Genomic DNA, 24,927 nt, shown 5'->3' with positions numbered 1-24,927 from the left:
ATGCTCGGCAGAGGTATTACCGGTAATGCCCATGCCGAGCATGGCTCGGCACTACAGAGGATGCTCCAGCCGGAAGCACAGGCAAAGGCTGCCCTCACCCCAACCCCTCTCCCGCTTCGCAGGAGAGGGGCTTTGATCAAACGCAGGGCCAGATCAATAGCAGGGCCAGATCAGGAGCCCTTCGGTCGCGGGGTCACGAATACCGTGATTTCCTCGCGGTCGTGATACAGCTGCTTGGCGCGGATCGTCAGTGGCTTGTCGGCCTTTTCGGCAAACAGATCCAGGCATAGACGGGTCTCATCCCAGCGCTTCTTCATCGGCAGCTTCAGGTTGAAGATGGCGTGCTTGCACCAGCCTTCGCGCAGCCAGGTGCCCATGCGCTCGGCAACGCGGCGCGGCTGCTCGACCATGTCGCAGACCATCCAGTCCAGCGGGGTTTCCGGCTGCCAATGGAAGCCGTCGGCACGCAGATGCTCGACCAGGCCAGTATCCAGCACATGCTGACGCAGCGGGCCGTTGTCGATGCTGTTCACGCGCAGATGCTGACGGGTCAGCACCCAGGTCCAACCGCCGGGTGCAGCACCCAGGTCGGCCGCGCGCATGCCCGGCACCACCAGCGCTTCACGCTCTTCCGGCGTAAGCAGGGTCATGAAGGCTTCTTCCAGCTTCAAGGCCGAACGCGAGGGCGCATCCGGCAGCAGCTTCAAGCGCGGAATGCCCAGCAGCCACGGTGCGCTGTCACGGGTATCGGAGACGCAGACGAAGGCATGCGTGCCATCGACGAACACCACATGCAGGCGCGGTAGCTTGCCGTTGGGCTTGTCGGTGAGCAGGCCACCCTTGCGCAGCGCCGGACGCAGCGCATTGCCGAAGGCGCGGGCCAGGCCAGCCAGCGGCTTGCCGGCATCCGAATCGGGGTGTTCCACCCACAGATCACCAAACCGCTGCTGGTCTTCCAGCGCGGCGATGATCGGGGTGATGCGATCGCTGGCATCGAGCTGCGGCAGTTCGGCCAGCACCCGCAGCTTCTGCCGGGCGAAGATCAGCTCGCGCCAGGGCAGGCGCTGGTCCAGTGTTTCGGCCTCGTCGGTGACGAACACCACGTAGCCATCGTTGCGCTGGGTACGGGCGTAGCCGGCAATGCCGGCGTGACCCGCACGGTCGTTCAATTCGCCGGCCAGTTCCGGTTCAAAGCCTTGGCGGCAGTAGCAGAGCAGGCCGGTCATGGAAATCCTTGGTTTGTTGCGGGTGGGCTTCTCCTTCTCCCGCCGGGAGAAGGTGCCCCGTAGGGGCGGATGAGGGTCGGCGAGCACTGTGCGGTTAGCATCCTGCGGTCTGCCGGACCCTCACCCCAACCCCTCTCCCGATGGGAGAGGGGCTTAAGGTTAGTAGCGTGCGCCGTCGTTCTTGCCGTAGCTGTGCAGCACGGCGCGAGCGTCGTCGCGGTTGATGCCTTGTACGACCTCGATGCCACGCTTGTTCAGCTCACCGGCCCAATCGGCTGGCAGCGGACCTTCGTCGAACGGGGTGAGTTCTTCCACGTCGGCGGCGCAGGCGCCGATCAGCAGGCGGTCGATGCCGGCCCAGACGGTGGCGCCGTAGCATTGGCAGCAGGGCTGCGAGGAAGTGGCCAGGGTAATCGGTGACAGCAGCGCGTTCAGACGCGGGGTGTTGAGCTTCTGCTGGGCCAGCATGTAGGCCATGTTTTCGGCATGCGCCAACGAGGTGGCATGTGGCACCACGCGGTTCACCGCGGCGGCGATCACCTTGTGGTCCGGGCCGAATACCACCGCGCCGAATGGGCCGCCACTGGCGTGTTCAACGTTCAGCCGCGACAGTTCGATGGCCAACGCCACTTTGTCCGCATCGCTGGTATAGGCGCGGTCGCAGTCGACGGCGTCGTGGATCCAGACGGGGAGGGTGAGGTGAACCTGGGCGTGCAGCATGATGATGACCGGCGTTATGGCAAAAAACGGCGGTCAGTTTAGCGGACTGGGGCGCTGGGCTGGCTTTGGGCTCGGGGGCTGTTCAGGTGTGTGGGTTGGCCGAGCACGCTGACGTTGAGTGGAGCCGCGCCCGGCCCCTCCCCTTTGGCGAAGCCAAGGGGAGGATCGGCCCCCTCCCTTCCGCGCAGCGAAGGGGAGGGCTGGGGAGGGGTTGGCTTTTGTTTGTGACTTTCAGGATTGGTGCGAGATGCACCCCTCCCCAACCCTCCCCTTGGCCTTCGGCCAAAGGGAGGGAGCCAAATGCTTAAAACTCCGCACCCACCGTCATGAAGATCTGCCGCGGGGCGCTGGCGTGGATGGCGTAGCGGGTGCCGTTGGGGTCGGTCGGGGCGAACGAGCTGAGCTGGCCGGCGTAGCGCTTGTTGCTCAGGTTGGTGACGTTCAAGGACACCTTGACGTTCTGCAGGCCCAGGCCAGGGCCGAAGCTGTAACCGCCGCCGGCATCGAAGGTGGTCACGCCCGGCACCGACTGGTCGTTGGTATAGGTGTAGTAGCGCTTGCCGGTGTACTTGCCGCGCAGGCTGGCGAACCAGCCGTCGTGGTTCCAGCTCAGTTCGCTGGAGGCCATGCGCTGTGGCGTGTCGACGGTGATCTTGCCGGCCACCGGCACGACGGCGCCGCCGGAGATGTAGTCGTCCTCGTAGGTGGTCTTGTTCCAGGACAGCGCGTTGTACCACTGCAGGCCGTCGACCGGCTTGAGGATGAAAGTCAGTTCCGCGCCCTGGCTCTTCACTGAGCCGACGTTGATGAAACGGGTGATGCACTCCGGTCGCGTGCCCACTTCAATGCTGGTGCAGGGATTGAGCGAGAGCAGGCGGTTGTCGAACATCACGTGATATGCGGCCAACGAGGCCTGGTATTTGCTGCCGAATGTGCGGAAACCGGCTTCAAAGGTCTTGGACTTTTCTGGTTCCAATCCGGCGCTGGCGGCAAAGGATTCGGGCGAGACCTGTAGTGGGCCGCCGCTGCCGCCACCGACGAAGGCGGCAATGTTCTCGGCATACGAGGCGAACAGCTCGTTGTTGGCATTGAGCTTGAAGCCCACACCCAACTGCGGCAGCAGTGATTCCTTGGCGGTGAGCGTGCCGGACGCGAGTTTCTGCTCGGTGCCCGGCTTGGCCGTGGCGCGCATGCGGGTGTTCGGGCTCTTGATGCCGACATCCACGGTCAGGCGCTGATCGAGGAAGCGCATGCGGTCCTGCACGTAGAACTGGCGGGTGCGGATGTCGAAGTCCTGGTCGAACAGGCGACGATCCGGATTCTTGAGGTAGGTGTCGTCGAGGAAGGGACCGTCGATGTAGTAGAAATTGCGCTCGACGTTGTGGTCGTTCTGCTCGAACCACAGGCCGGCTTCCAACTCATGGATGCCGACATTCCACGACAGCGCAGCGGTCAGGCCCTGACGATCAATGGTGTAGTTGGTACTGCGGATGGAGATCGGCAGCATGTGGTCGGTGCCCGGATTCGACGCCTGGCCCGGTGCCCACCAGTGGCCTTGGCCACGGTTATCGTGGTGATAGGCCAAAAGCTTGAGGTTGAGCTCTTCACCGAGATGCAGGCTGGCATCGAGCGAGTACAGGTTGTCGTCGCGCAGGGCGCGGCTCTGGTAGTAGGCATCGTCGATGCTGTTGACGCCGCCACTGAAGGCGCAGCGCTTGGCATTGAAGGTTGCCGGAGCGCAGTAGGCGGCAGCCACCGCGCGGTCCCAATCCGGTGCGTAGATATTCCAGTCATAGCCCAGCCCACGTTGCAGCATGCTCTTGGACAGGTAGGCGTAGTTGGCTTGGCTGGCCCGCGAGGTAGCGACAAAGGCGCCGAAGCGGTGATCGCCAACGTTCCAAACCGCCTTGGCGTTGAACTGGCGGGTGGTCTGGTTCTGGTGTGGCGCGGCCCACATGTCGGCGTCCTGGTGCACGCCGGAAACATAGGCAGAGAAGCCATTCAGGTCCCCGGTATCCACGCGCAGGTAGCCGCGACGCTGGTTGTCATCACCGACGGTGACACTGGCGCGGCCGCCGAATACGGTGGACGGGTCCTGCGAGAAGTACTGGATTGCCCCGCCCAGGTTGCTGGTGGAGGCCACGCCCAGCGAACCTATACCCTGCGACAACTCGGCGCCGCCCAGGTTCTCGGCAATGATGGCGCGGGCGATGCTCAGGCCGTTGTAGTTGCCGTAGCTGTTGTCGCCGAGCGGGATGCCGTCGAGCGTATAGCCCAGGCGGGTCTTGTCGAAGCCGCGCAGGCTGATGGTCTGCGATTCTTCGTTGGCACCGAAGGCGTCATTGGACTGCACCGAGACACCTGGCAGACGATCAAGAATCTTCTGGCCGCTGCTGCCCGGCGGCAACACCTGCTTGTCGACCTCGCCGATGCGCTGTACCTGGCGGGTCTGGCCTTGGCCGATCACCGAAATGGTATCCAAGGTCTGCGCGGAGGCGCCATCGGCCACATCTGTCGCGGCGTAAGCGTGGCTGGTACACAGGGCAAGCGTGATGGCGAGGCTGAGACGTTTTGAAATCATGATCTACCGGTTCCGTGGGAGGGCCGGCGCACGCCGGTAACGGAAGGGTGTCGGTACTTTGTTAAAGCTCGTTTACGGTGTCATCCAATTGCGTTGTTTTGCACAGTATTGGTGACGGGCTCCCCGCTTGATGCTGCTTGAACCAGGTGTTCATTGCGAACTAGGTTTCGGTTGACGCAAAGAAAACGCCGCGACAGTGCGCGGCGTCCGTTGTTGCAAGCAGTGATTGCAGCATCAACCCATGTACAGGCCGCCGTTGACCGGATAGTCGGCGCCGGTGACATAGGCTGCATCATCGCTGGCCAGCCACGCGCACAAAGCGGCCACTTCCTCTGGCTTGCCCAGGCGGCGGATCGGCACCGAAGCCGCCAGCCGATCCAGCACGTCCGGCGGGAAGCTGCTGATCGCCTGGCTGGCGATATAGCCCGGCGAGATCGTGTTGACGGTGACGCCGCGCGCGGCGACTTCCGCTGCAAGCGCACGACTGAAACCGTGCATCGCTGCCTTGGCCGTTGCGTAGTTGACTTGGCCGATCTGGCCCTTCTGCGCGCTGACCGAGCCGATGTTGATGATCCGGCCCCAGTTCTGGTTGGTCATGCCATCGACCACCTGCTTGCTCAGATTGAACAGCGTATTGAGGTTGGAGGCGATCACTGCATTCCAGTCTTCGGTGGTCATCTGTCGGAACAGCATGTCGCGGCTGCCGCCGGAGTTGTTGACCAGCACATCCACTTCGCCCACTTCCGCCCGCACCTTGGCAAATGCCGCAGCGGTGGAGTCCCAGTCGGCGGCATTGCCTTCGGAGGTGATGAAGTCGAAGCCGAGCTCGCGCTGCTCGCGGATCCAGTTGGCCTTGCGCGGGGAATCCGGCGCGCAGCCTGCCACCACGGTGTGGCCGGAGCGGGCCAGGGTCTGGCAGATGGCAGTGCCTACACTGCCCATGCCACTGGTGACGTAAGCGATACGTAGCGTCATGTTGCTCTCCAATGCGTCAGGTAGGTGCCGCTCAGGCGGCCAGCGGATACAGGGCAAACAGAAGGCTGCCGGCCATCAGGATCAGCGAGATCAGCACGGCCCACTTCAGGGTGAACTTCTGGTGGTCGGCGAAGTCGACCTTGGCCAAGCCAACCAGCAGGTAGGTCGATGGCACCAGCGGGCTCAACAGATGCACCGGCTGCCCGGCCAGCGAAGCGCGCGCCATTTCTACCGGGGTGATGCCGTAATGACCTGCCGCTTCGGACAGGATCGGCAGCACACCGAAATAGAACGCGTCGTTGGACATGAAGAAGGTGAACGGCATCGACGCCACCGCGGTGATCACCGCCAGGTACGGGCCCCAGGCTTCCGGAATCACGGACAGGAAGCCGCGTGACATCGCCTCGACCATGCCGGTGTTGGACAGGATGCCGGTGAAGATGCCCGCAGCGAAGATCAGCGACACCACCGACAACACATTGCCAGCGTGGTTGACCACGCGACGGCGCTGCTCGGCCAGGTTCGGGTAGTTGATCACCAGTGCGATGGCGAAGCCGACCATGAACAGGATCGGCATCGGCAGCAGACCGATCACCAGCGCCGCCATCAGCGCCAGGGTCAGGGCAAAGTTGACCCACAGCAGCTTCGGCCGCTTGGTGTCTTCGGCGTCTTCCACGGTCGGCAGCGCATCGCTGTCGTCGGAGACGCTGGCATCCATCCACGAACCACCCTGCGGCAGAGCGACCACGCCCAGACGACGACGTTCCTTCATGCCCAGATACCAGGCCAACACCAGAATGCCGATGCAGGCCAATACCATCGCCGGAATCAACGGCACGAACACATCGGCCGGATCCACATGCAGGGCAGTGGCCGCACGCGCGGTCGGGCCGCCCCACGGGGTGAGGTTCATCACACCGCCGGCGAGGATGGTCACGCAGGTCATGCTCAGCGCGTTCATGCCGAGACGGCGGTACAGCGGCAGCATCGCTGACACGGTGATCATGTAGGTGGTGGAGCCATCGCCATCGAGCGAGATCAGCATCGCCAGCACGGCGGTGCCCATCACGATCTTCAGCGGATCGCCCTTGACGATGCGCAGGATGATGCGCACCAGCGGGTCGAACAGGCCGGCATCGATCATCACCCCGAAGTAGAGGATGGCGAACATCAGCATCACGCCGGTAGGCGCGATCTTCTTGATGCCATCAAGCATCATTTCATCAAGGCCGGCACCGAAGCCGCCGATCAGGGCGAACACGATGGGTACGGTAATCAGGGCGACCAGCGGCGACAGTCGTTTGCTCATGATGAGATACATGAACGTCAGAACCATGCCGAAGCCGAGGATGGTCAGCATCATCTGCAGACTCCTAGAAGAGACAGGAAAGGAAGGGGGTTTTTAGAAATCGAACTGCAGGCGGCCGGTTACCGCGCGGGTGTGGTCCACGGTGGTATCGGTCAGGCGATTACGGTTGCGGCTGTCGATCAGGTTGAGCATGAAGCGCAGGTTGTCGCGCAGGTACCAGTTGCCGGCCAAGGTCCAGGCTTCGGTGCTGCCATTGCGCAGATCGGGCTGTCCATCAAGGTGCTGGCTGCCGCGCATCTGGTCGTAGCGCAGGGCGACTTCGAACGCGCCGGGCTTGTGGCGGATGTCCTTGATGCGGGCGAAGCGACCGGTCTTGCGGTCATAGCTGCGCGACTCGCCGGTGACGAACCAGCTGAGCATGCCGTAGGCCGCCATCACTTCACCGCGCTGCGCACCATCGTCGAACGTCGCGCCGCTGAACTCGCCCTGCCACGACAGCGGGCCGCGCACCTGCGCATATTCCAGCGACCACTTGTTGACGTCGGTATCGCGGCCGGCCGAAAAATCGACCATCGTCAAGCGGCTTTCATCGGACAGATGCCCTGCCGGACGCGGGCGAATACGCAATGCCGGCACACCATTCGCGCCGGGGTTGTCATAGGCCTCGCGGGCCAGCGACAGGCCCAGGTGCAGCACATCGCCAGCGGCCGGGCTCGGTGCCCAGGTGACGCGGCCACCGGCGGCACGGCCCTTCACCTGCCAGGCATCGATGCTTTCCAGGCTGTAGACGCTGGCCGCCCAGGTCATGTCGCCGGGATTGGCTTGCCACGACGCGCCAAGGCGGTACAGCGGGGCCAGACTGGTGCCGGCATTGCCGCGCTCCAGGAAGCTGCCGTAGTTGGAGCCGGTGCGGTCGTCCAGCGAGTAATACTGCTTGAACTGGCCCACGGTCAGCTTGCCGGCATCGCCGAAGCTGCGGCTGACGTAGACGTCCTTGGCTTCGGGGCGGTCGCCGGAGAAATCGGCCTCCAGCTTGTAGTCGACCACGAAGAACTTGCCGGATACATCCAGCCAGGCACGACGGATCTCGGTGTCGTCCTTGTTCGGGGTGCCACGGTGGTCATTGTCGAAACTGGCGAAATCCAGGTGCAGGCGGCCGCCGATGGTGGCCGTGACCGGGCCATCGTCTTCTGCGGCAAGCGCCGGAGCGCCCAGGCTCAGCAGGACAGCGGCAGCAAGGCTGCGCTTTTGGAAAACACTCAGTTCCACAAACCCTCCCAGGTGCGCGCCAGGCGCGCGGCATACATGGGCACCTGCTGGTGCGTGGCCGCAGTCTGGAGGGGACTAGCTGTCATCCGCCTGTCAGCACTTTGTGCGCTGCAGCAATGCGAATGTCTCCTGCGCGTTGCGGGCTTCCGCGTTAGCATTCGCGCCTTCCCGCCACATTCCCTCGCGATGCGCCTGCTGCTGGTTGAAGACAATGCGGACCTGGCCGACGCCATCATTCGTCGCATGCGCCGCAACGGCCATGCGGTGGATTGGCAGGCCGACGGCATGGGCGCAGCGAGCGTGCTGCGCTACCAGAGCTTCGATCTGGTGGTGCTGGACATTGGCCTGCCCAAGCTCGATGGCCTGCGCGTGCTGGCTGGCATGCGCGAGCGCGGCGACAGCACCCCGGTGCTGATGCTGACAGCTCGCGATGGCATCGAAGACCGTGTGCAGGCGCTGGACGTTGGTGCTGACGACTATCTCGGCAAGCCCTTCGACTTCCGCGAGTTCGAGGCGCGCTGTCGAGTATTGCTGCGACGTGGTCGTGGCCAGGCCAGCGAGGTGGTGCAGATCGGTGGTTTCCAGTTCGACAATGCCGCGCACCGGGTGAGCCTTGACGGTGAGGTTATCGAACTGCCGAACCGCGAATTCCGCCTGCTGGAAATTCTGGTCGGGCGGCTTGGCCAGGTCGTCGGCAAGGACGAGATAGCCAAGGGGCTGTTCGGCTTCGATGACGAAGCTGGGCCCAATGCGATCGAGCTATACATCGGTCGGCTGCGTAAAAAGTTGGTGGCCGCACCCTTGCGCATCACCACCGTGCGTGGTGTTGGCTACATGTTGGAGGCCAGCGACGGCGCTACCGATGGCAACGGCTGAAATCCACGCCTCCGGTTCATTGCGGCGCACTTTGATGCTGTATCTGGGCGCGTTGCTGGCGGTATTCGCGGTGGCGCTGTTGTTCGCCGCACGTGATTACGGTCAACGTGCTGCAAATCGCTCCTACGATCACCTGTTGGTGTCTTCGGCGCTGTCCATCGCCGACTCGGTAGCGTTGGTTGATGGCCAATGGCAGGTGGATCTGCCATATGCGGCCTTGGACCTGCTGTCGATGGCCGAGGAGGACAGGGTGTTCTACCGGGTTGCTGACAGCCGTGGCCTGACCATCACCGGCTATGAGGATCTGCCGGTTGCGCCACGCAGGACCGGCAGCCAACCGCAGTTGTTCGACGCCGAGTACAGCGGCGAAACCGTACGCTTCGTGGTGGTCAAGCGCAGCTTCGCCGCCGCCTCGGCGCAGGGCGAAGTGCAGGTGCAGGTAGGCCAGACCCGGCGCGCGCGCGCTGCCCTGGCACAGGAAATGGTCAACCGTGCGCTGATCGCCATCGGCGTGCTGTCGGCCTTGTTGCTGGGCTTGGTGGCATTCGGCGTGCACCGTGCGTTCCGTCCGTTGGTACGGCTTGAGCGCGAACTGTCGCGACGCGAGCCATCTGACCTGAAGCCATTGGATACGCGCGTACCGCGTGAGATGAACCAGATGGTCGGTGCCTTGAACCGCTTCATGGAACGCCTGTCCAGCAGCAACGAAACCCTGCGTGCATTCATGGCCGAAGCCGCGCATCAGATGCGCACGCCGCTGGCCGCACTGCGCGCGCAGGCACAGCTGGCCTTGGACGAAGAAGAACCCGAGGACATGCAGCGCAGCCTGCGTGCGATTGAGCGCAACGCCACCCATATGAGCCGCCTGTTGAACCAGCTGCTTAGCGATGCCAGCGTCATCCATCGATCCAATCTGCAGCGCTTCGCGCCATTGGACCTGGCAGAAACCGTGCATCAGGCCTTGCATGAAGCCTTGCCGCAGGCCGGCCCCGCGCCGCGCGTGCAGCTGGCGATTACTACCGGTGCAGTGCAGGTCAATGGCGATGCCTTGTTGCTGCGCGAGGCGATCAAGAACCTGATCGACAACGCGATGAAGTACGGCGGCGACGCTCCTTTGCAGATTGCCTTGACCGTGCAGGACACGCAGGCGGTATTGACCATCGCCGACCACGGTCCCGGCATCAGCGCTGCAGATGCCGAGCGCGTATTCGAGCGCTTCGGTCGCGGTGAGAACGCGCCTGCCGGTGGTGCCGGCCTGGGCCTGGCCATCGTCAAGCGCGTGGTTGAAAGCCATGGCGGCAGCATCGACCTGAGCAATCGGCCCGAAGGCGGTCTGGTCGCCACCATCCATCTGCCAAGGCATGCCGCATGAGCCGCTTGTTGATCCTGTTGTTGGGCGTGTTGCTGGCACCGTCATTGCGCGCTGCGCCGGGCGATGTACAACGTTTCCCCGCACAGGGCGTGGCAACCGAGCAGCTGCGCATCCACGGCACCACCGATATCGAAGTGTTCGCGGTAGTGATCGCCGATTACCAGCGGCTGCATCCGGGCACGGAAGTCGTTTACGAAGACATCATCACCCAGGACCTGTACGCGCGTTTCCTGCGCGACCGTAACACCGCGCGCACGCCTGATCTGCTGATCTCCAGCGGCATGGATCTGCAGACCAAACTGGTCAACGACGGCCATGCATTGCCGCATCGTTCGCCGCAGACGGAGGCCGTGCCTTCGTGGGCGAAGTGGCGCAATGAAGCCTTCGGCATCAGCTACGAGCCGGTGGCGATGGTCTACAACACGCGGACCTTGCCTGCCGCGAAAGTGCCGCACACACGCCGCCAGTTGCTGGACCTGCTGCGTGCCGAAGGTGCACCGCTGCGCGGCAAGGTTGGCACCTACGATATCGAACGCAGCAGCGTTGGCTATCTGCTGGCGACGCAGGATGCGCAGCGCGGCAGCATCGCCGGTGCCCTGCTCGGCGCGCTGGGTGACAACGGCGTGGTGCGCGAAGAACGTACCGGCGTGCTGTTGGACCAGGTCAGCAGCGGCAAGCTGTCGCTGGTCTACAACGTGCTGGGCTCGTATGCGCAGGCGCGCATCGATGCCGGCGCGCCCTTGGGCATCATCGAGCCGGAGGATTACACCTTGGTGGTGCTGCGTACGGCGGTGATTCCGCGCAACAGCCCACATCCGGCCGAGGCCAAGCGTTTTCTGGACTATCTGTTGTCGGTGCGTGGGCAGCAGGTGCTGTCACGCGAGGCGCGGCTGATGCCGATCATCCGCAACGGCGGCGGTGACAGTGATCCCGGCCAGAACCGGCGGCCTATCCAACTTGGGCCAGGCTTGCTGGTGTATCTGGATGCGCTCAAGCGCCGCCAGTTCCTCGATGCCTGGCGCAGCAGCGTTGAGCCCAAGCCGCGCTGAGTGTGACTCAGCGTAGCGGGGCGGGATTCTCGCTCATGGGTTGGCGCAGCGGATCGCCGCTGCCTGCCGCAGCGCATTTGCCCTGCACGCAACTGCAGCCCTGGATCTCGGGGAAACCGCAGACACCCATCATGCCCTTGGCCTGACAGCTGGCCTGCACGCCGGCCGGATCGGTGGCGCTGTTGAGGTTGACGCAGGCCGGGTAATAGCCGCAGCAGTTGCCGACGTTCTTCACCGTGCAATCGGCATCGACCTTGCAGCTGCTGTCGACCACGACGGGCGTGGCAGCAGGTTTGGCTGGTAGTGATTGTTCGCTGGCCGGGACTGGCGCGGGCGCTTGCGAGGTGATCGGCGCAGTGGCGGCCGGTGCGCTGCAGGCGGTGATGGCGAGCAGCAGGCAGAGCAGCAGTGACAGACGGAACATGGGCGAATCCTGTTCTGGGCACGCGGCCATGGTAGCCGCGTCCCTTGTGAGCAGGTGGTTACCGGGCTCTGTCAGCCGGTAACCACGCTCATCCTGATCAGGCCGACCAGGTATCGCGCAGGGTCACGCTGCGGTTGAACACCGGCTTGGCCGGGGTGTGATCGCGGCGGTCGGCGACGAAGTAGCCGGTGCGCTCGAACTGGTAGCTGAGCTCCGGCGTAGCCAGTGCAGCGGCCGGTTCGACGTAGCCGGTGACGACCCTGCGCGATTCCGGGTTCAGGTAGTCGCGGTAGGTCTTGCCATCGGATTCATCGTCCGGGTTGGCAACCGAGAACAGACGGTCGTACAGGCGCACTTCGGCTTCCACCGCGTGCTGGGCGCTGACCCAATGGATGGTGCCCTTGATCTTGCGGTTGGCGCCTTCCATGCCCGGACGCGATTCCGGGTCCAGCCAGCCGCGCAGCTCGACGATCTCGCCGGCATCGTTCTTGATCACTTCATCGACGCGGGCGATGCCGGCGCCACGCAGGCGCACTTCACCGCCCGGGACCAGACGCTTCCAGCCCTTGGGCGGCACTTCGGCGAAGTCTTCGCGCTCGATCCACAGCTCGCGCGAGAACGGCACTTCGCGGCTGCCGAAGCTTTCGTCCTTCGGGTGGTTGCTGAAGCTGAGGGCTTCCTCGTGGCCTTCCGGCAGGTTGGTCAGCACCAGCTTGAGCGGATCAATCACCGCCATGCGGCGTGCAGCCGCGCTGTCCAGGTCCTCGCGCAAGGCGCCTTCCAGCACGCTGAAGTCGATCAGCGAATTCTGCTTGGAAATACCCACGCGCTCGGCGAACAGACGCATCGCTGCCGGGGTGTAACCGCGACGACGCAGGCCCTGCAGGGTCGGCATGCGCGGGTCTTCCCAACCATCGACCAGGTTTTCGGTGACCAGCGCCATCAGCTTGCGCTTGCTCATCACCGTGTAGTTGATGTTCAGGCGCGAGAACTCGATCTGGCGCGGCTTGGCGGCCTCACGCGGCAGGCCCTTGTCGACCAGCGGCTGGGTCAGCGCGTTATCGTGGGCGTAGTCGACGTTGTCCACGCACCAGTCGTACAGCGGGCGGTGGTCTTCGAATTCCAGCGTGCACAGCGAGTGGGTGATGCCTTCCAGCGAATCGCCCAGCGCATGCGCGAAGTCGTACATCGGGTAGATCGGCCAGGCGTTGCCGGTGTTCTGGTGCTCGACGTGCTTGATGCGGTAGATCGCCGGGTCGCGCAGGTTGATGTTGCCGCTGGCCATGTCGATCTTGGCGCGCACGGTGCGGGCGCCATCGGCGAATTCACCGGCACGCATGCGCGCGAACAGGTCCAGGTTCTCCTCGACGCTGCGCTCGCGGTACGGCGAGGGGCGGCCCGGCTCGGTCAGCGAGCCGCGGTAGGCGCGCACTTCCTCGGCCGACAGGTCGCAGACATAGGCCTTGCCGTCGCGGATCAGCTTCTGCGCGGCCAGGTAATAGGCGTCGAAGTAGTCCGAGGCGTGGCGCAGCTCGTTCCATTCGAAGCCCAGCCAGCGCACGTCGTCCTGGATGGCCTGCACGTATTCCGGGTCTTCCTTGGCCGGGTTGGTGTCGTCGAAGCGCAGGTTGCAGACGCCGCCGAACTCGCCGGCGATGCCGAAGTTCAGGCAGATCGACTTGGCGTGACCGATGTGCAGGTAGCCATTGGGCTCGGGCGGGAAGCGGGTCTTGATGGCCGTGTGCTTGCCGCTGGACAGGTCCTCACGGACGATCTGACGGATGAAATCGCGCTTTTCGGGAGCGTTTTCCGGCGTGGCAGCGACGGCAGGCGTGTTCTCGGACATGGGGGACGCAGCGTATTGAAGTAAACCGCAAGTTTAGCCGAGCCGGGCGCTGGTTGCCGGGACGGGGCTATGCTGGGGCCTCCCGCCCCGTGGATTGGCACTGATGGACCGCCCCGTTCTGGTGATAGGCAACAAGAATTACTCGTCTTGGTCGCTGCGTCCGTGGCTGCTGCTGCGCCATTTCGGGGTGGATTTCGCCGAAGTACGGCTGGCCCTGGATACGCCAGCCTTTGCCAGCGAAGTGCTGCAGCATTCGCCGACCGGCAAGGTGCCAGCGCTACGTGATGGTCAGTTGCAGGTGTGGGATTCGCTGGCGATCTGTGAGTACGCCAACGAACGCTGGCTGGGCGGACGCGGCTGGCCGGCCGATCTGGCCCAGCGTGCCGTGGCGCGGGCCGCTGCGGCCGAAATGCATTCAGGTTTCACCGCGTTGCGCAGCCAGCTGCCGATGAACAGTCGCCGCCAGCCGGACGGCTACCGCTGGGACGCCGCCGCGCAGGCCGACATCAACCGGGTCCGCGGGCTGTGGAGTGAGCTGCGTAACCAGTACGGCGCAGGCGGGCCGTTCCTGTTTGGCCAGTTCGGCATCGTCGATGCGATGTTCGCGCCGGTGGCAGTCCGCTTTGCTGGCTACGGGGTGGCGGTGGAAGGCAGCGCCGGCGAGTACCTGCAGTCGCTGCTGTCCTTGCCGGCGCTGCGCGAGTGGCGCCAGGCCGGTGCTGTGGAAACCGAGCAGCTTGCTGCTACCGACGCCCTGCGCCAGCCGATATAAGCGGAGAAGTCCATGCAGCTGATCTACCAGACCAACAATCTGTTCGACGCGCATCTGGTCAAGCATGCGCTGGAGGATGCCGGCATCCCGGCCTTCGTGTTCGGCGAGTCCCTGCTGGGCGCGGGCGGCGAGCTCCCCCTGTTCGGCCTGCTGCGGGTCTGCGTACCCGATTCGGCCAAGCCTGAAGCCGAGGAAATCGTCGCTGCGCTGGGCTTGGACGATGGCCCCGCCGACCCCATCTTGGATGACGATGAAGCGCCGGGATTCCTCCCGGCCTGAGGAACTGACCATGTTGGGAATCGGCCAAGGAATACTGGGTATCGGCGCGTTCAAGCAGCGCCTGCCGCGCCCGGAAGAAGCACTGCCGGGGCGTGACACGCCGCTGCCGCTGCACAACCAGCATTTCGTCAACGGCCAGCCCTTGCGGGCCGATTTCGACGGGCTGCAGGTGCTGGATGTGGGCCTGGGCTGCTTCTGGGGCGCCGAGCGCAAGTTCTGGCAGCTGCCGGGCGTGGTGACCACCGCGGTGGGCTATCAGGGTGGCGTGACCCCGAACCCGACCTATGAAGAAGCCTGTTCCGGCCTTACCGGCCACACCGAAGTGGTGCGGGTGGTGTTTGACCCGGTGCAGGTGACGCTGGAGACGGTGCTGCGCACCTTCTGGGAGAACCACAATCCCACCCAGGGCATGCGCCAGGGCAACGACACCGGCACCCAGTACCGCTCGGCGATCTATTGCCGTACGCAGGAGCAGTACGACGCTGCACTTGCCAGCCGTGATGCCTACCAGCAGCAGCTGGCTGCTTCTGGTTTCGGCGAGATCACCACCGAGATCCTGTTCCCGGCCCCGCCGTTCTATTACGCCGAGGACTACCACCAGCAGTACCTAGCCAAGAATCCGAACGGTTACTGCGGCATCGGTGGCACTGGGGTGAGCTGCCCGATTGGTCTGGATGTCTGAGCTGTGAGTGCCACACCGCGTCGTTTATTGGTGGTGTGGCACAGCTTTACCGGCGCTACTGCGGCGATGGTGGAAGCGTTGTTGGAAGGCGCCCGCACGAGTGTGGGCGAAGCGGTGCAGGTGATTGCACTGCGTGCTGCAGATGCGAGCGCAGACGATGTGCTTGCCGCCGATGCGGTGGCGTTTGCCACGCCTGAGACATTGGCCTCGATGAGCGGGGCGATGAAGGATTTTTTTGATCGCAGCTATTACCCGCTATTGGGGCGCTGCGAAGGCAAGCCGTATGCGCTGCTGGTGTGTGCCGGCTCGGATGGCCGGCCGACGATTGCACAGCTGCGACGGGTGGCTTTGGGTTTGCGTTTGAAAGAGGTCGCCGAGCCGCTGCTGGTGTGTACGCAGGCACAGACGGCGGAGGCGATTGTTGCTGAGAAGAAATTGCCTGAGGCGCAGTTGGCGCGAGGCCGAGAGCTAGGCGCGCTGTTAGCAGCAGGGCTGGAGCTCGGCGTGTTCTAGCTTAAGCTTAAGCCCCTCTCCCGTTTACGGGAGAGGGGTTGGGGTGAGGGCGCTCTGAAAGCACGTGGAGCAAAAGCTTTTAGAGCTTTAGAAGCTTTAAAAGCCCCCCTCATCCGGCCTTCGGCCACCTTCTCCCGCAAGCGGGAGAAGGGAGGTATCAAGCATCATGCAGCCGGCTGGTTAACAGCCTCAGCCGCCCAACTCATCCGCAATCCGCTGACGCAAGGTCTGCAGATCCTTGGCAAACGCATCAATACCAGTAGCCAGCTTCTCCGTAGCCATCGGATCGGCCGCCATATCCGCATCGAACTTCGCTTCATCGATCGCAGCGACATTCACCGCTTCAGCAGCACCGGCCACCAGCTTGCGCGGCAGTTCACCGAAATCGGCATCCAGCTTCTCCAGCAGGTCCGGCGAGATGGTCAAACGATCACAGCCAGCCAGCGCTTCAATCTGCGCGGTCGAACGGAACGATGCACCCATCACCACCGTGCTGGAACCGCGACGCTTGAACTCGGCAAACACGCCGCGCACGAACACCACGCCCGGATCTTCGTCGATGTTGGCCGGGGTCTGGCCGTTGGCCACGTACCAATCCAGAATCCGGCCGACGAACGGCGAGATCAGGAACGAACCGGCTTCCGAGCAGGCCAGGGCCTGGGTCGGGTTGAAGATCAGGGTCAGGTTGCAGTCGATGCCTTCGGCCTGCAGCACGCGGGCAGCTTCCACGCCGGCCCAGGTGGCGGCGATCTTGATCAGCACCTTGCTGCGCGGCACGCCGGCCGCTTCGTACATGGCGATGAATTCGCGCGCCTTGGCAATCGTCGCCTCGGTGTTGTGCGCCTGGTCGGCATCCACTTCGGTGGAAACACGGCCCGGCACCAGCTCGGCCAGCATCGTGCCGACGCCGACGGTCAGGCGGTCGACCACGGCATTGGCGATTGCCTGCTTGTCACCACTTTGGGCGCGGCCCCACTGCAGCTCGCGCTCGATCAGGCCGGCGTACACCGGCAGGTCGAGGGCTTTTTTCACCAGGGTCGGGTTGGTGGTGCAGTCGACCGGACGCAGGCGCTTGATGGCGTCGTAATCACCGGTATCGGCGACGACGACGGACAGTTCACGCAGTTGGGCGAGCTTGGAGGGGGCCTGGGACATCATGGTTTCCTGTTGCAGGTGCGGCGCAGTGCGCTCAGCGGTGGAAATCACCAGCCGCTTCGGGCTGATAGTGGACGGCGGTGACGCGCAGGCGCAGCTGGCGGCCGCCGGGGGCGGTCCAATCGATGGTCTGGCCAACCGACAAGCCCAGCAGGGCACTGCCAACCGGCGCCAGGATCGACACACGGCCCTTGTCGAAATCCGCTTCGTGCGGATAGACCAGGGTCAGGGAATGCTTTTCGTTGTGCAGTTCGTCTTCGCAGTCCACACGGGAATGCATGGTGACGATGCCTTCGGGGATTTCTTCCGGCGGCAGCACCTGCGCGCGCTCAAGTTCCTGCGCAAGGGCAACAGCGGCCGGGTGCCGGCTCAGCGCCGGAGAGTCCAGCAAGGCCTCAAGACGGGCCATGTCACGGGTGGAAACAACGATGGATGGTGGCAGACCGCTGTGGCTGGTCATGGGAATTCCTTATCTGATTGAAGAGCAAGCAAAAGGCGACGCTTTGTCGGCGCCGCCCGGATTTCTATTGTGCTGGTGAAACGGGCCGTAGACGACCCTGTGAAGATCATGGGGCCGGTGCGGCCCGGATGCAATGTTGGGGAGGGAGGTATTCAGGTTTTGGGGGCAAAGACTGACCCCTCCCCAACCCTCCGCTCCGCCTGCGGCGCAAGGCTGGGAGCCAAGCCTTGCCCCCTCCCTTGCGCGCAGCGTAGGGGAGGCCGGGGAGGGGTAAGCTTTTAAGCCTGAACCCGCGCCGATTCCGCCGGCGCCTCCAACAATCCCGCAGGCAGGTGTTTGAACAACTGCGAGAACTGTTCCAGGAACGCGCCCATCGCCGAACTGCGGCGCCAGACCATGCCGATCCTGCGATTCGGCTGTGGATTACCCGCAAATGGGATCAATCTGACGTTCTCCGAGCGCGCCACCGGCGGTTTCACTGCCAGCATCGGCAGCAGGGTGACGCCGACGTTGGCCGCGACCATCTGTCGCAGGGTCTCCAGACTGGTGGCCTGGAACTCGGACTTTTCCAGCGCGCCGGCCATATGGCAGACGTCCAGTGCCTGATCGCGCAGGCAATGACCGTCCTGCAACAGCAACAGGCGTTGGTCGGACAGATCATCCAGCGTCAGCGAGGGGTGGCTGGTCAGTGGGTGGCCTTCCGGCGCGGCCAGCACGAAGGGTTCCTCGAACAGGAATTCGGTGTGCAGCTGCTCGTCGGCGATTGGCAGGGCCAGTATTGCGGCATCGAGCTGGCCGTTGCGCAGCTGCGCCATCAACACATCGCTCTTTTCCTCTACCAGCAGCATCTCCAGTTGCGGGAAACGCTGGCGGATCGCCGGCACTACATGCGGCAACAGATACGGGCCCAGCGTCGGGAAAATTCCCAAGCGCACGGTGCCGGCTTCCGGGTCGCGGGCGCGGCGCGCGGCTTCCTTCATCTGCTCCACTTCGGCAACGATATTGCGCGCGCGCGCGGCGGCTTCGCGGCCGGCCGGGGTCAGCATCACTTTGCGCGGGGCACGCTCCACCAGCGGCACGCCCAGTTCTTCTTCCAGCTTCTTGATCTGGGTGGACAGGGTGGGCTGGCTGACGAAGCTGGCCGCAGCGGCACGGCCGAAGTGCTTGTGCTCGGCCAACGCCACCAGGTATTTCAGGTCACGAAGGTTCATGTCGGGCTCCGCTTGTGCAGATGCCGGCAGTTGCCGGCGCGGTCAAATCAAAGCCCCGCGTTGCGGGGCTTTGAGGGCTTCAGGCAGTTTCAGCTTCTACCGTTGCAGGCTGCAGCACCGGCGTACGGATCAGGTGGTCGAAGGCACTGAGCGCGGCAGTTGAACCGGCACCCATCGCGATGATGATCTGCTTGTACGGCACCGTGGTGCAGTCACCGGCAGCAAACACGCCCGGCACATTGGTCTGGCCGCGATCGTCGATGATGATCTCGCCGCGACCGCTGAGCTCCACCGTGCCACGCAGCCACTCGGTGTTCGGCAGCAGGCCGATCTGCACGAAGATGCCTTCCAGCTCGACCCGGTGCGAATCGCCACCGACGCGGTCGGTATAGACCAGGCCGTTGACCTTCTGGCCGTCGCCCAGCACTTCGGTGGTCTGTGCGTTGAGCACCACCTTCACGTTGGGCAGGCTGTTGAGCTTGGCCTGCAATACCTGGTCGGCGCGCAGCTTGCTGTCGAACTCGAACACGGTGACATGGCTGACGATACCGGCCAGGTCGATGGCCGCTTCCACGCCGGAGTTGCCGCCGCCGATCACCGCCACGCGCTTGCCCTTGAACAGCGGGCCGTCACAGTGCGGGCAGTAAGCCACGCCCTTGTTGCGGTACTGGTCTTCGCCCGGCACGTTCATCTGCCGCCAGCGTGCGCCGGTGGACAGGATCACCGTCTTGGACTTCAGCGAGGCGCCGTTCTCCAGCTGCACTTCGACCAGACCATCGGCACCGGCCGGCACCAGCTTGGTCGCGCGCTGCAGGTTCATGATGTCCACTTCGTACTCACGTACGTGGGCTTCCAGCGCGGCGGCCAGCTTCGGGCCTTCGGTGTGCTGCACCGAGATGAAGTTCTCGATCGCCATGGTGTCCAGCACCTGGCCGCCGAAACGCTCGGCAGCAACGCCAGTGCGGATGCCCTTGCGTGCGGCATAGATCGCCGCCGCCGCACCGGCGGGGCCACCGCCCACCACCAGCACGTCGAATGCGTCCTTGGCCTTGATCTTTTCGGCCTCGCGGGCAACGGCGCCGGTGTCGAGCTTGGCGACGATCTGCTCCAGGCTCATGCGGCCGGAGTCGAACATCTCGCCACCCTGGAACACCATCGGCACCGCCATCACCTGGCGCTGTTCCACTTCCTGCTGGAACGTACCGCCCTCGATCACCGTGGTGCTGATCTTCGGATTCAGGATCGCCATCAGCGCCAGCGCCTGCACCACGTCCGGGCAGTTGTGGCAGGTCAGCGACATATAGACGTCAAAGCTGTACTCGCCGTCGATCGCGGTGATGCTGTCGATGACTTCCTGGGTGACCTTCGGCGGATGGCCGCCGGTCCACAGCAGGGCCAGGACCAGCGATTCAAATTCGTGGCCCAGCGGCAGGCCGGCGAAACGCACGCCGTGGTTCTGGCCTTCGCGGGCGATCACGAACGAGGGCTTGCGCGCATCGTCGCCGGAGGTGTCCAACGTGATCTTGCCGCCGCCGGCCGCGACGATATCGTCAAGCAGGCCGCGCATGTCCTGGCTGGCGCTGCTGTCGTCGAGCGAGGCGATCAGGCGCAGTGGCTGGCGCAGCAGGCCCATGTACTGCTGCAGCTGGGTCTTGAGGCTGTCGTCGAGCACGGTCAACTCCTTCGTTGAGGCAAAGCGGGGGAGTGACGCCCCTGCGTGAAGCGGGGCGCCAGTAAAAGTAGGGGTGAACCGCAGCGGGCTGCGTGGCGTGCGGGCGTGGTGCTGGCTGGCATCAACACGCTGCGGTTCACCCCCACGCCCGCCGCTAGGGCGGGGTGGGAGCGGGTACGACTTGTTAGATCTTGCCGACCAGGTCCAGCGACGGGGTCAGGGTCTTTTCGCCTTCCTTCCACTTGGCCGGGCACACTTCGTTCGGGTGTGCGGCGGTGAACTGGGCAGCCTTCAGCTTGCGCAGGGTCTCGGACACGTCACGGGCGATCTCGTTGGAGTGGATCTCCGAGGTCTTGATCACGCCTTCCGGGTTGATCACGAAGGTGCCACGCAGGGCCAGGCCTTCTTCCGGAATGTGCACGCCGAAGGCGTTGGTCAGCTGATGGGTCGGGTCGCCGACCAGCGGGAACTTGGCCTTGCCCACGGCCGGCGAGGTTTCGTGCCACACCTTGTGCGAGAAGTGGGTATCGGTGGTCACGATGTAGACCTCGGCACCGGCCTTCTGGAACTCGGCATAGTTTTCAGCGGCGTCTTCAATCTCGGTCGGGCAGTTGAAGGTGAAGGCTGCCGGCATGAAGATCAGGACCGACCACTTGCCCTTCAGCGATTCGTCGGTGACTTCAATGAACTTGCCGTTGTGGAAAGCATTGACCTTGAACGGCTGGACCTGGGTGTTGATAAGGGACATGAAGATTCCTCTTGGGTTGTAGGGCGGGGTGAATCGTTGAAGCAAAGACTAATAGGCAGAGACTAATAAAACAAATGAATTGGATGCATCGTATCAATAGATAAAGCCTATCAATCGATGCCCTGAAACTGCCTCAAGGCCTGATATCGGGTGCTTTGCGGGCTTTCCAAGCCATCCGGGGCCAAGCTGAACGGTTCGACATAGATGGGATTAATCCTTGGGCAAGGATCATGGCGGTAGGCAGGGGCGGGCGCGCTGACTATCCTCGCCCTCCTGAAAGAAGCCGCGAAGAGGTAATGCAGTGTCCACGTTGAAGGTTGCCGAGCTGTTGCGGGAGGCCGCTGCACGCCTGCCGGGTGAAGATGCCCGCCATGAGGCCGAGCAGTTGCTGATCCACGTGCTGGGCGTGGAGCGGGCCTGGTTGTTCGCCCATGCCACCGATGGCGTGGATGCCGAGGCCTGCGAGCGCTTCGAGGTGCTGCTGGCGCGCCGCGCCGAGGGCCACCCGCTGGCCTATCTGACCGGCCGCCGCGGCTTCTGGACGCTGGACCTGCAGGTCAACACCGCCACCCTGATCCCGCGCCCGGAGACCGAGCTGCTGGTCGAACAGGCGCTGGCACGGCTGCCGGCCGATGACATGGTGCGGGTGGCCGATATGGGCACCGGCAGCGGTGCGGTTGCCTTGTCGATCGCCAGTGAACGGCCGTTGGCCACGGTGATGGCAACCGACGTGCTCGGCCCGACCTTGGCGATGGCGGTGAAGAACGCCCAGGCGCACGGGTTGGAAAACGTGTGGTTCCGGCGTGGCCATTGGTACACGGCGTTGGGTGCAGACCGTTTCGACATGATTGTCAGCAATCCGCCGTACATCGCTGCAGGCGATCCGCATCTGGTCGAGGGCGACCTGCGTTTCGAGCCGCCGCCGGCCTTGGCATCGGGTGCGGATGGCCTGGATGCGATCCGCGAGATTGTCGCCGGCGCGCATGAGCATCTGGTGCCCGGTGGCTGGTTGCTGCTGGAGCATGGCTGGGATCAGGGCGAGGCGATCCGCGTGCTGCTGGAGCAGGCCGGGTTTGTGGAGGCGCAGACGGTGCAGGATCTGGAGCAGCGTGATCGGGTGACGCTGGGGCGTTGGCCGGGTTGAGGTTGTTGTAGTTGTTGTTGCTGCTGTTGCCGTTTTTTCAGCTCGTCATTCCCGCGAAGGCGGGAATCGCTCTGGCCTTTGCTTTTGCAGTTGATTTGGGAGCAGGAGCCAGAGCCAGAGCGATTTCCGCCTTCGCGGGAATGACGGCATAAAGAACGAAAGCCAAGACCAAAGCCAAAGCAGAGCCAAAAGCACTACTCCAGCCTGTCATCCAGGCCATTTCCTGTCCGCATGACGGCCCCCAAAACCTCCCGTAGCATCGCCATTTCCAAACCGGGGATGCCGATGATCCGTACCGCGTTCGCTGCCGTATTACTGGCCACGTCACTGGGCTGCGCGGCGACGCCAGCCATCAGCAAACAAGCTCCCCTCCATCCCTTGCGTGAGGGCTCGCCGATGCAGGATGACTTCGCCGATCTGGTGCCCTTGGGTGAGGCCATCGGCGACAAACGCATCGTCATGCTTGATGAGCTCACGCATGGCGAAGGCAACATCTACGAGAGCAAGGTACGCACCGTACGCTACCTGCATGAGCGCAAGGGCTTCGACCTGCTGGTACTTGAAAGCGGGTTGTTCGATGTAACCCGTCTATGGCAATCGCGGCTGCCGCTGCGTGCCAACGCACCGGGTAACATCTTCTACATGTATGCCAACAGCGCCGAAGTCTGGCCGCTATATGATTATCTGGATGCGCAGCGTGATGCGCCGGATGCAATGCAATTGGCAGGTTTTGATGGCCGCTTGAGTGGCGGACTCTCACGCCGCCAACTGGTGCCGCAACTGCGTGAGCGATTGCTGCGTCAGCCGCTGGACGAAGTGCAGCAGCAACGCCTGCAACAACACCTGCAACAAGTGCAGCGACTGCTGGATGGTCAGCTGGCACCGGCCGATACCAGCGTGCGCCAGCGCTTCATCGAAGATTCGCAATGGCTGCTGCAACTGCTGCCAGCGCCGGATGCCGAGCACGGCGACGATGTATTCAACAGCGATGGTTTCTGGCGCCGCATCAACGCCAGCCTGCAGCGCATGGCCGAAGTGGCTTGGCAGCTGCGGCCGTTCGATGAACACGATCCGGTCATGGCCGGCAACCTGCAATGGTTGCTGGAGCAGGCTTACCCGGGACGCAAGGCGGTCGTCTGGGGGCATTACGCGCATCTGAACAAGCTCGGTGGCTATCGCGACGGTCACCCGCGAGGTTTGCCGGCGGTGGACAACGTGACCCGCGCTTTGCCGCCTGCGTTGCAGGCGCAAACCTATGTGCTGCACTACGCCGGTGCGCAGGGAAGTTATCTCGACTACATCGATCAGCGGGTTCGCCAGGTGGATGCACGGCCGTCGCAGCTGGAATCGCGTTTGACCGCGAAAGCTTCGGCTGCTGCGGTGTTCGTTGATCTGCATGCAGGTGGCTTGCCCGGTGAGGACGATCCGGCCAGCCGGCTGTGGGGCATGGACTACGCCGATGAACTGACGCTGCCCGAAGCACGTCAACGCTTCGACGGCATCTGGCTGCTGGATGGCATCACCCCCGCTACGTATGCAACGCCTTGATGGAACGCTGTAGCGCAGACAAGACCGCAACAACGCTGCGTTAAACTAACCATCCTGTTCCCAGCGAGGCTGCCATGCGCACGCTCTACCCCGCCATCGAGCCCTACGACACCGGCACGCTCAAGGTCGACGACCGCCATACGCTGTATTTCGAACAATGCGGCAACCCCAACGGCAAGCCGGTGGTGATGTTGCACGGCGGCCCCGGTGGCGGCTGCAGCGACAAGATGCGTCAGTTCCACGACCCGGCCAAGTACCGCATCATCCTGTTCGATCAGCGTGGCTCGGGTCGCTCCACCCCGCATGCCGACCTGGTCGACAACACCACCTGGGATCTGGTCGCCGATATCGAGAAGCTGCGCGATAAGCTCGGCGTCGACAGCTGGCAGGTATTCGGCGGCAGCTGGGGTTCGACCTTGGCGTTGGCCTATGCCGAAACCCACCCGCAGCGCGTGACCGAGCTGGTGCTGCGCGGCATCTTCATGCTGCGCCGCTGGGAGCTGGAATGGTTCTACCAGGAGGGTGCCAACCGTCTGTTCCCGGATGCCTGGGAGCATTACCTCAAGCCGATCCCGGCAGTGGAGCGCCACGACCTGATCTCGGCCTTCCACCGCCGCCTGACCAGCGATGACGAAGCGACCCGTCTGGCCGCCGCCAAAGCCTGGAGCGTATGGGAAGGTGCAACCAGCTTCCTGCATGTGGACGATGACTTCGTCAACAGCCACGAAGACCCGCAGTTCGCGCTGGCCTTCGCCCGCATCGAGAACCATTACTTCGTCAACGGCGGTTTCTTCGAAGTGGAGGACCAGCTGCTGCGCGACGCGCACAAGATTGCCCACATTCCGGGCGTGATCGTGCACGGCCGTTACGACGTGGTGTGCCCGCTGGCCAATGCCTGGGAACTGCACAAGGCTTGGCCGAAGGCGCAGCTGCAGATCAGCCCGGCGTCCGGCCACTCGGCATTTGAAGCCGAGAATGTGGACGCACTGGTACGCGCAACCGACAGCTTCGCCGGTTGATAAGCAAGCCCCGGTAGTGCCGAGCCATGCTCGGCAAGGGCTTTACCGATAGACCATCTTGTAGGAGCGGCGTCAGC

At 63.8% G+C, this 24,927-nt stretch carries 24 protein-coding genes; 10 read left to right on the top strand and 14 right to left on the bottom strand.

The genetic code is table 11. The annotated features are described in order from the left end of the window. Positions 1 to 170: 170 nt before the first annotated feature. The 6 genes from rlmM to ACVOMB_RS17800 form a co-directional block, all read right to left on the bottom strand. Positions 171 to 1,226 (bottom strand): 23S rRNA (cytidine(2498)-2'-O)-methyltransferase RlmM, encoded by a 1,056-nt coding sequence (gene rlmM / locus ACVOMB_RS17825; RefSeq protein ID WP_481532397.1) that lies wholly within the window; start codon positions 1,224 to 1,226, stop codon positions 171 to 173. A 159-nt stretch (positions 1,227 to 1,385) separates the two neighbouring features. Next, positions 1,386 to 1,946: a nucleoside deaminase gene (locus ACVOMB_RS17820; RefSeq protein WP_481532396.1), complete on the bottom strand. Its 561-nt coding sequence runs from the start codon at positions 1,944 to 1,946 to the stop codon at positions 1,386 to 1,388. A 304-nt stretch (positions 1,947 to 2,250) separates the two neighbouring features. Beyond that, positions 2,251 to 4,527, bottom strand: coding sequence for a TonB-dependent receptor (locus tag ACVOMB_RS17815; RefSeq protein WP_481532395.1), 2,277 nt, complete (start codon positions 4,525 to 4,527; stop codon positions 2,251 to 2,253). 234 nt (positions 4,528 to 4,761) lie between these two features. Further along, positions 4,762 to 5,502 (bottom strand): acetoacetyl-CoA reductase, encoded by a 741-nt coding sequence (phbB, locus tag ACVOMB_RS17810; RefSeq protein WP_481532394.1) that lies wholly within the window; start codon positions 5,500 to 5,502, stop codon positions 4,762 to 4,764. 31 nt (positions 5,503 to 5,533) lie between these two features. After that, positions 5,534 to 6,862: a CitMHS family transporter gene (locus tag ACVOMB_RS17805; RefSeq protein WP_481532400.1), complete on the bottom strand. Its 1,329-nt coding sequence runs from the start codon at positions 6,860 to 6,862 to the stop codon at positions 5,534 to 5,536. A 42-nt stretch (positions 6,863 to 6,904) separates the two neighbouring features. Beyond that, the gene (locus ACVOMB_RS17800; RefSeq protein ID WP_481532393.1) at positions 6,905 to 8,080 is read right to left on the bottom strand and encodes an OprO/OprP family phosphate-selective porin; all 1,176 of its coding nucleotides are present in this window, start codon (positions 8,078 to 8,080) and stop codon (positions 6,905 to 6,907) included. A 186-nt stretch (positions 8,081 to 8,266) separates the two neighbouring features. Here ACVOMB_RS17800 and ACVOMB_RS17795 point away from each other — a divergent pair, with 186 nt between their 5' ends. Genes ACVOMB_RS17795 through ACVOMB_RS17785 form a run of 3 tightly spaced genes read left to right on the top strand, consistent with a single transcriptional unit; the run spans position 8,267 to position 11,377 of the window. Next, complete coding sequence (locus ACVOMB_RS17795; RefSeq protein WP_481532392.1) at positions 8,267 to 8,956, top strand: response regulator; 690 nt, start codon at positions 8,267 to 8,269, stop codon at positions 8,954 to 8,956. Next, complete coding sequence (locus tag ACVOMB_RS17790) at positions 8,943 to 10,328, top strand: sensor histidine kinase N-terminal domain-containing protein (RefSeq protein WP_481532391.1); 1,386 nt, start codon at positions 8,943 to 8,945, stop codon at positions 10,326 to 10,328. Before ACVOMB_RS17795 ends, ACVOMB_RS17790 begins: the two co-directional genes overlap by 14 nt. Next, positions 10,325 to 11,377 (top strand): ABC transporter substrate-binding protein, encoded by a 1,053-nt coding sequence (locus ACVOMB_RS17785; RefSeq protein ID WP_481532390.1) that lies wholly within the window; start codon positions 10,325 to 10,327, stop codon positions 11,375 to 11,377. The genes ACVOMB_RS17790 and ACVOMB_RS17785 overlap by 4 nt, the downstream gene beginning before the upstream one ends. 7 nt (positions 11,378 to 11,384) lie before the next feature. Here ACVOMB_RS17785 and ACVOMB_RS17780 read toward each other — a convergent pair whose 3' ends face one another. After that, positions 11,385 to 11,801: a hypothetical protein gene (locus ACVOMB_RS17780; protein WP_481532389.1), complete on the bottom strand. Its 417-nt coding sequence runs from the start codon at positions 11,799 to 11,801 to the stop codon at positions 11,385 to 11,387. 97 nt (positions 11,802 to 11,898) lie between these two features. Beyond that, the gene (locus ACVOMB_RS17775) at positions 11,899 to 13,647 is read right to left on the bottom strand and encodes a glutamine--tRNA ligase/YqeY domain fusion protein (protein ID WP_481532388.1); all 1,749 of its coding nucleotides are present in this window, start codon (positions 13,645 to 13,647) and stop codon (positions 11,899 to 11,901) included. 103 nt (positions 13,648 to 13,750) lie between these two features. Between ACVOMB_RS17775 and ACVOMB_RS17770 the strand changes: the two genes are divergently transcribed. Genes ACVOMB_RS17770 through ACVOMB_RS17755 form a run of 4 tightly spaced genes read left to right on the top strand, consistent with a single transcriptional unit; the run spans position 13,751 to position 15,893 of the window. Further along, entirely contained in the window at positions 13,751 to 14,419 is a 669-nt protein-coding gene (locus ACVOMB_RS17770) for a glutathione S-transferase family protein (RefSeq protein WP_481532387.1), read from the top strand. A 12-nt stretch (positions 14,420 to 14,431) separates the two neighbouring features. Further along, positions 14,432 to 14,698 (top strand): putative signal transducing protein, encoded by a 267-nt coding sequence (locus ACVOMB_RS17765; RefSeq protein WP_481517299.1) that lies wholly within the window; start codon positions 14,432 to 14,434, stop codon positions 14,696 to 14,698. A gap of 31 nt (positions 14,699 to 14,729) precedes the next feature. Further along, entirely contained in the window at positions 14,730 to 15,380 is a 651-nt protein-coding gene (gene msrA, locus ACVOMB_RS17760; protein WP_481532399.1) for a peptide-methionine (S)-S-oxide reductase MsrA, read from the top strand. Positions 15,381 to 15,383: 3 nt separating this feature from the next. Further along, positions 15,384 to 15,893: a flavodoxin family protein gene (locus ACVOMB_RS17755; protein ID WP_481532386.1), complete on the top strand. Its 510-nt coding sequence runs from the start codon at positions 15,384 to 15,386 to the stop codon at positions 15,891 to 15,893. Positions 15,894 to 16,082: 189 nt separating this feature from the next. On the opposite strand, the gene ACVOMB_RS17750 is transcribed toward ACVOMB_RS17755, so the two are convergent. The 5 genes from ACVOMB_RS17750 to ahpC all read right to left on the bottom strand — a co-directional run bounded on the left by ACVOMB_RS17750 (position 16,083) and on the right by ahpC (position 21,139). Then, on the bottom strand, positions 16,083 to 17,051 hold the full coding sequence (locus tag ACVOMB_RS17750) for a transaldolase (RefSeq protein WP_481532398.1): 969 nt from the start codon (positions 17,049 to 17,051) through the stop codon (positions 16,083 to 16,085). Positions 17,052 to 17,082: 31 nt separating this feature from the next. Continuing rightward, positions 17,083 to 17,508 carry a nucleoside diphosphate kinase regulator gene (gene rnk / locus ACVOMB_RS17745; protein ID WP_057630901.1) on the bottom strand — a complete coding sequence of 142 codons (426 nt, stop codon included), beginning with the start codon at positions 17,506 to 17,508 and terminating at the stop codon, positions 17,083 to 17,085. A 278-nt stretch (positions 17,509 to 17,786) separates the two neighbouring features. After that, on the bottom strand, positions 17,787 to 18,719 hold the full coding sequence (locus tag ACVOMB_RS17740) for a LysR substrate-binding domain-containing protein (protein ID WP_481532385.1): 933 nt from the start codon (positions 18,717 to 18,719) through the stop codon (positions 17,787 to 17,789). A 79-nt stretch (positions 18,720 to 18,798) separates the two neighbouring features. Beyond that, the gene (gene ahpF / locus ACVOMB_RS17735; protein WP_481532384.1) at positions 18,799 to 20,391 is read right to left on the bottom strand and encodes an alkyl hydroperoxide reductase subunit F; all 1,593 of its coding nucleotides are present in this window, start codon (positions 20,389 to 20,391) and stop codon (positions 18,799 to 18,801) included. 184 nt (positions 20,392 to 20,575) lie between these two features. Further along, a complete protein-coding gene (gene ahpC, locus ACVOMB_RS17730; protein ID WP_481532383.1) occupies positions 20,576 to 21,139 on the bottom strand; it encodes an alkyl hydroperoxide reductase subunit C in 564 nt (187 codons plus the stop codon). A 301-nt stretch (positions 21,140 to 21,440) separates the two neighbouring features. Between ahpC and prmC the strand changes: the two genes are divergently transcribed. Next, the gene (gene prmC, locus ACVOMB_RS17725) at positions 21,441 to 22,283 is read left to right on the top strand and encodes a peptide chain release factor N(5)-glutamine methyltransferase (RefSeq protein WP_481532382.1); all 843 of its coding nucleotides are present in this window, start codon (positions 21,441 to 21,443) and stop codon (positions 22,281 to 22,283) included. A gap of 37 nt (positions 22,284 to 22,320) precedes the next feature. Here the strand turns inward: prmC and ACVOMB_RS17720 are convergent, their stop codons facing one another. Further along, entirely contained in the window at positions 22,321 to 22,503 is a 183-nt protein-coding gene (locus tag ACVOMB_RS17720) for a hypothetical protein (RefSeq protein WP_481532381.1), read from the bottom strand. Positions 22,504 to 22,568: 65 nt separating this feature from the next. On the opposite strand from ACVOMB_RS17720, the gene ACVOMB_RS17715 reads away from it, so the two are divergent. Both ACVOMB_RS17715 and pip read left to right on the top strand, forming a co-directional pair. Continuing rightward, on the top strand, positions 22,569 to 23,831 hold the full coding sequence (locus ACVOMB_RS17715) for an erythromycin esterase family protein (protein WP_481532380.1): 1,263 nt from the start codon (positions 22,569 to 22,571) through the stop codon (positions 23,829 to 23,831). A 74-nt stretch (positions 23,832 to 23,905) separates the two neighbouring features. Next, positions 23,906 to 24,850 (top strand): prolyl aminopeptidase, encoded by a 945-nt coding sequence (pip, locus tag ACVOMB_RS17710; protein WP_481532379.1) that lies wholly within the window; start codon positions 23,906 to 23,908, stop codon positions 24,848 to 24,850. Positions 24,851 to 24,927: the final 77 nt, after the last annotated feature.

The sequence above is a fragment of the Stenotrophomonas sp. STEN018 genome (genome assembly GCF_056760235.1).
This window is presented reverse-complemented; position numbering and strand designations above follow the sequence as displayed.

Bases quoted from the DNA above. Each gene is read 5' to 3' on its own strand.
- rlmM (WP_481532397.1), bottom strand. From the start codon at position 1,226: ATGACCGGCCTGCTCTGCTACTGCCGCCAAGGCTTTGAACCGGAACTG.
- ACVOMB_RS17820 (WP_481532396.1), bottom strand. From the start codon at position 1,946: ATGCTGCACGCCCAGGTTCACCTCACCCTCCCCGTCTGGATCCACGAC.
- ACVOMB_RS17815 (WP_481532395.1), bottom strand. From the start codon at position 4,527: ATGATTTCAAAACGTCTCAGCCTCGCCATCACGCTTGCCCTGTGTACC.
- phbB (WP_481532394.1), bottom strand. From the start codon at position 5,502: ATGACGCTACGTATCGCTTACGTCACCAGTGGCATGGGCAGTGTAGGC.
- ACVOMB_RS17805 (WP_481532400.1), bottom strand. From the start codon at position 6,862: ATGCTGACCATCCTCGGCTTCGGCATGGTTCTGACGTTCATGTATCTC.
- ACVOMB_RS17795 (WP_481532392.1), top strand. From the start codon at position 8,267: ATGCGCCTGCTGCTGGTTGAAGACAATGCGGACCTGGCCGACGCCATC.
- ACVOMB_RS17790 (WP_481532391.1), top strand. From the start codon at position 8,943: ATGGCAACGGCTGAAATCCACGCCTCCGGTTCATTGCGGCGCACTTTG.
- ACVOMB_RS17785 (WP_481532390.1), top strand. From the start codon at position 10,325: ATGAGCCGCTTGTTGATCCTGTTGTTGGGCGTGTTGCTGGCACCGTCA.
- ACVOMB_RS17780 (WP_481532389.1), bottom strand. From the start codon at position 11,801: ATGTTCCGTCTGTCACTGCTGCTCTGCCTGCTGCTCGCCATCACCGCC.
- ACVOMB_RS17775 (WP_481532388.1), bottom strand. From the start codon at position 13,647: ATGTCCGAGAACACGCCTGCCGTCGCTGCCACGCCGGAAAACGCTCCC.
- ACVOMB_RS17770 (WP_481532387.1), top strand. From the start codon at position 13,751: ATGGACCGCCCCGTTCTGGTGATAGGCAACAAGAATTACTCGTCTTGG.
- ACVOMB_RS17765 (WP_481517299.1), top strand. From the start codon at position 14,432: ATGCAGCTGATCTACCAGACCAACAATCTGTTCGACGCGCATCTGGTC.
- ACVOMB_RS17750 (WP_481532398.1), bottom strand. From the start codon at position 17,051: ATGATGTCCCAGGCCCCCTCCAAGCTCGCCCAACTGCGTGAACTGTCC.
- rnk (WP_057630901.1), bottom strand. From the start codon at position 17,508: ATGACCAGCCACAGCGGTCTGCCACCATCCATCGTTGTTTCCACCCGT.
- ACVOMB_RS17740 (WP_481532385.1), bottom strand. From the start codon at position 18,719: ATGAACCTTCGTGACCTGAAATACCTGGTGGCGTTGGCCGAGCACAAG.
- ahpC (WP_481532383.1), bottom strand. From the start codon at position 21,139: ATGTCCCTTATCAACACCCAGGTCCAGCCGTTCAAGGTCAATGCTTTC.
- ACVOMB_RS17720 (WP_481532381.1), bottom strand. From the start codon at position 22,503: ATGGCCTGGATGACAGGCTGGAGTAGTGCTTTTGGCTCTGCTTTGGCT.
- ACVOMB_RS17715 (WP_481532380.1), top strand. From the start codon at position 22,569: ATGATCCGTACCGCGTTCGCTGCCGTATTACTGGCCACGTCACTGGGC.
- pip (WP_481532379.1), top strand. From the start codon at position 23,906: ATGCGCACGCTCTACCCCGCCATCGAGCCCTACGACACCGGCACGCTC.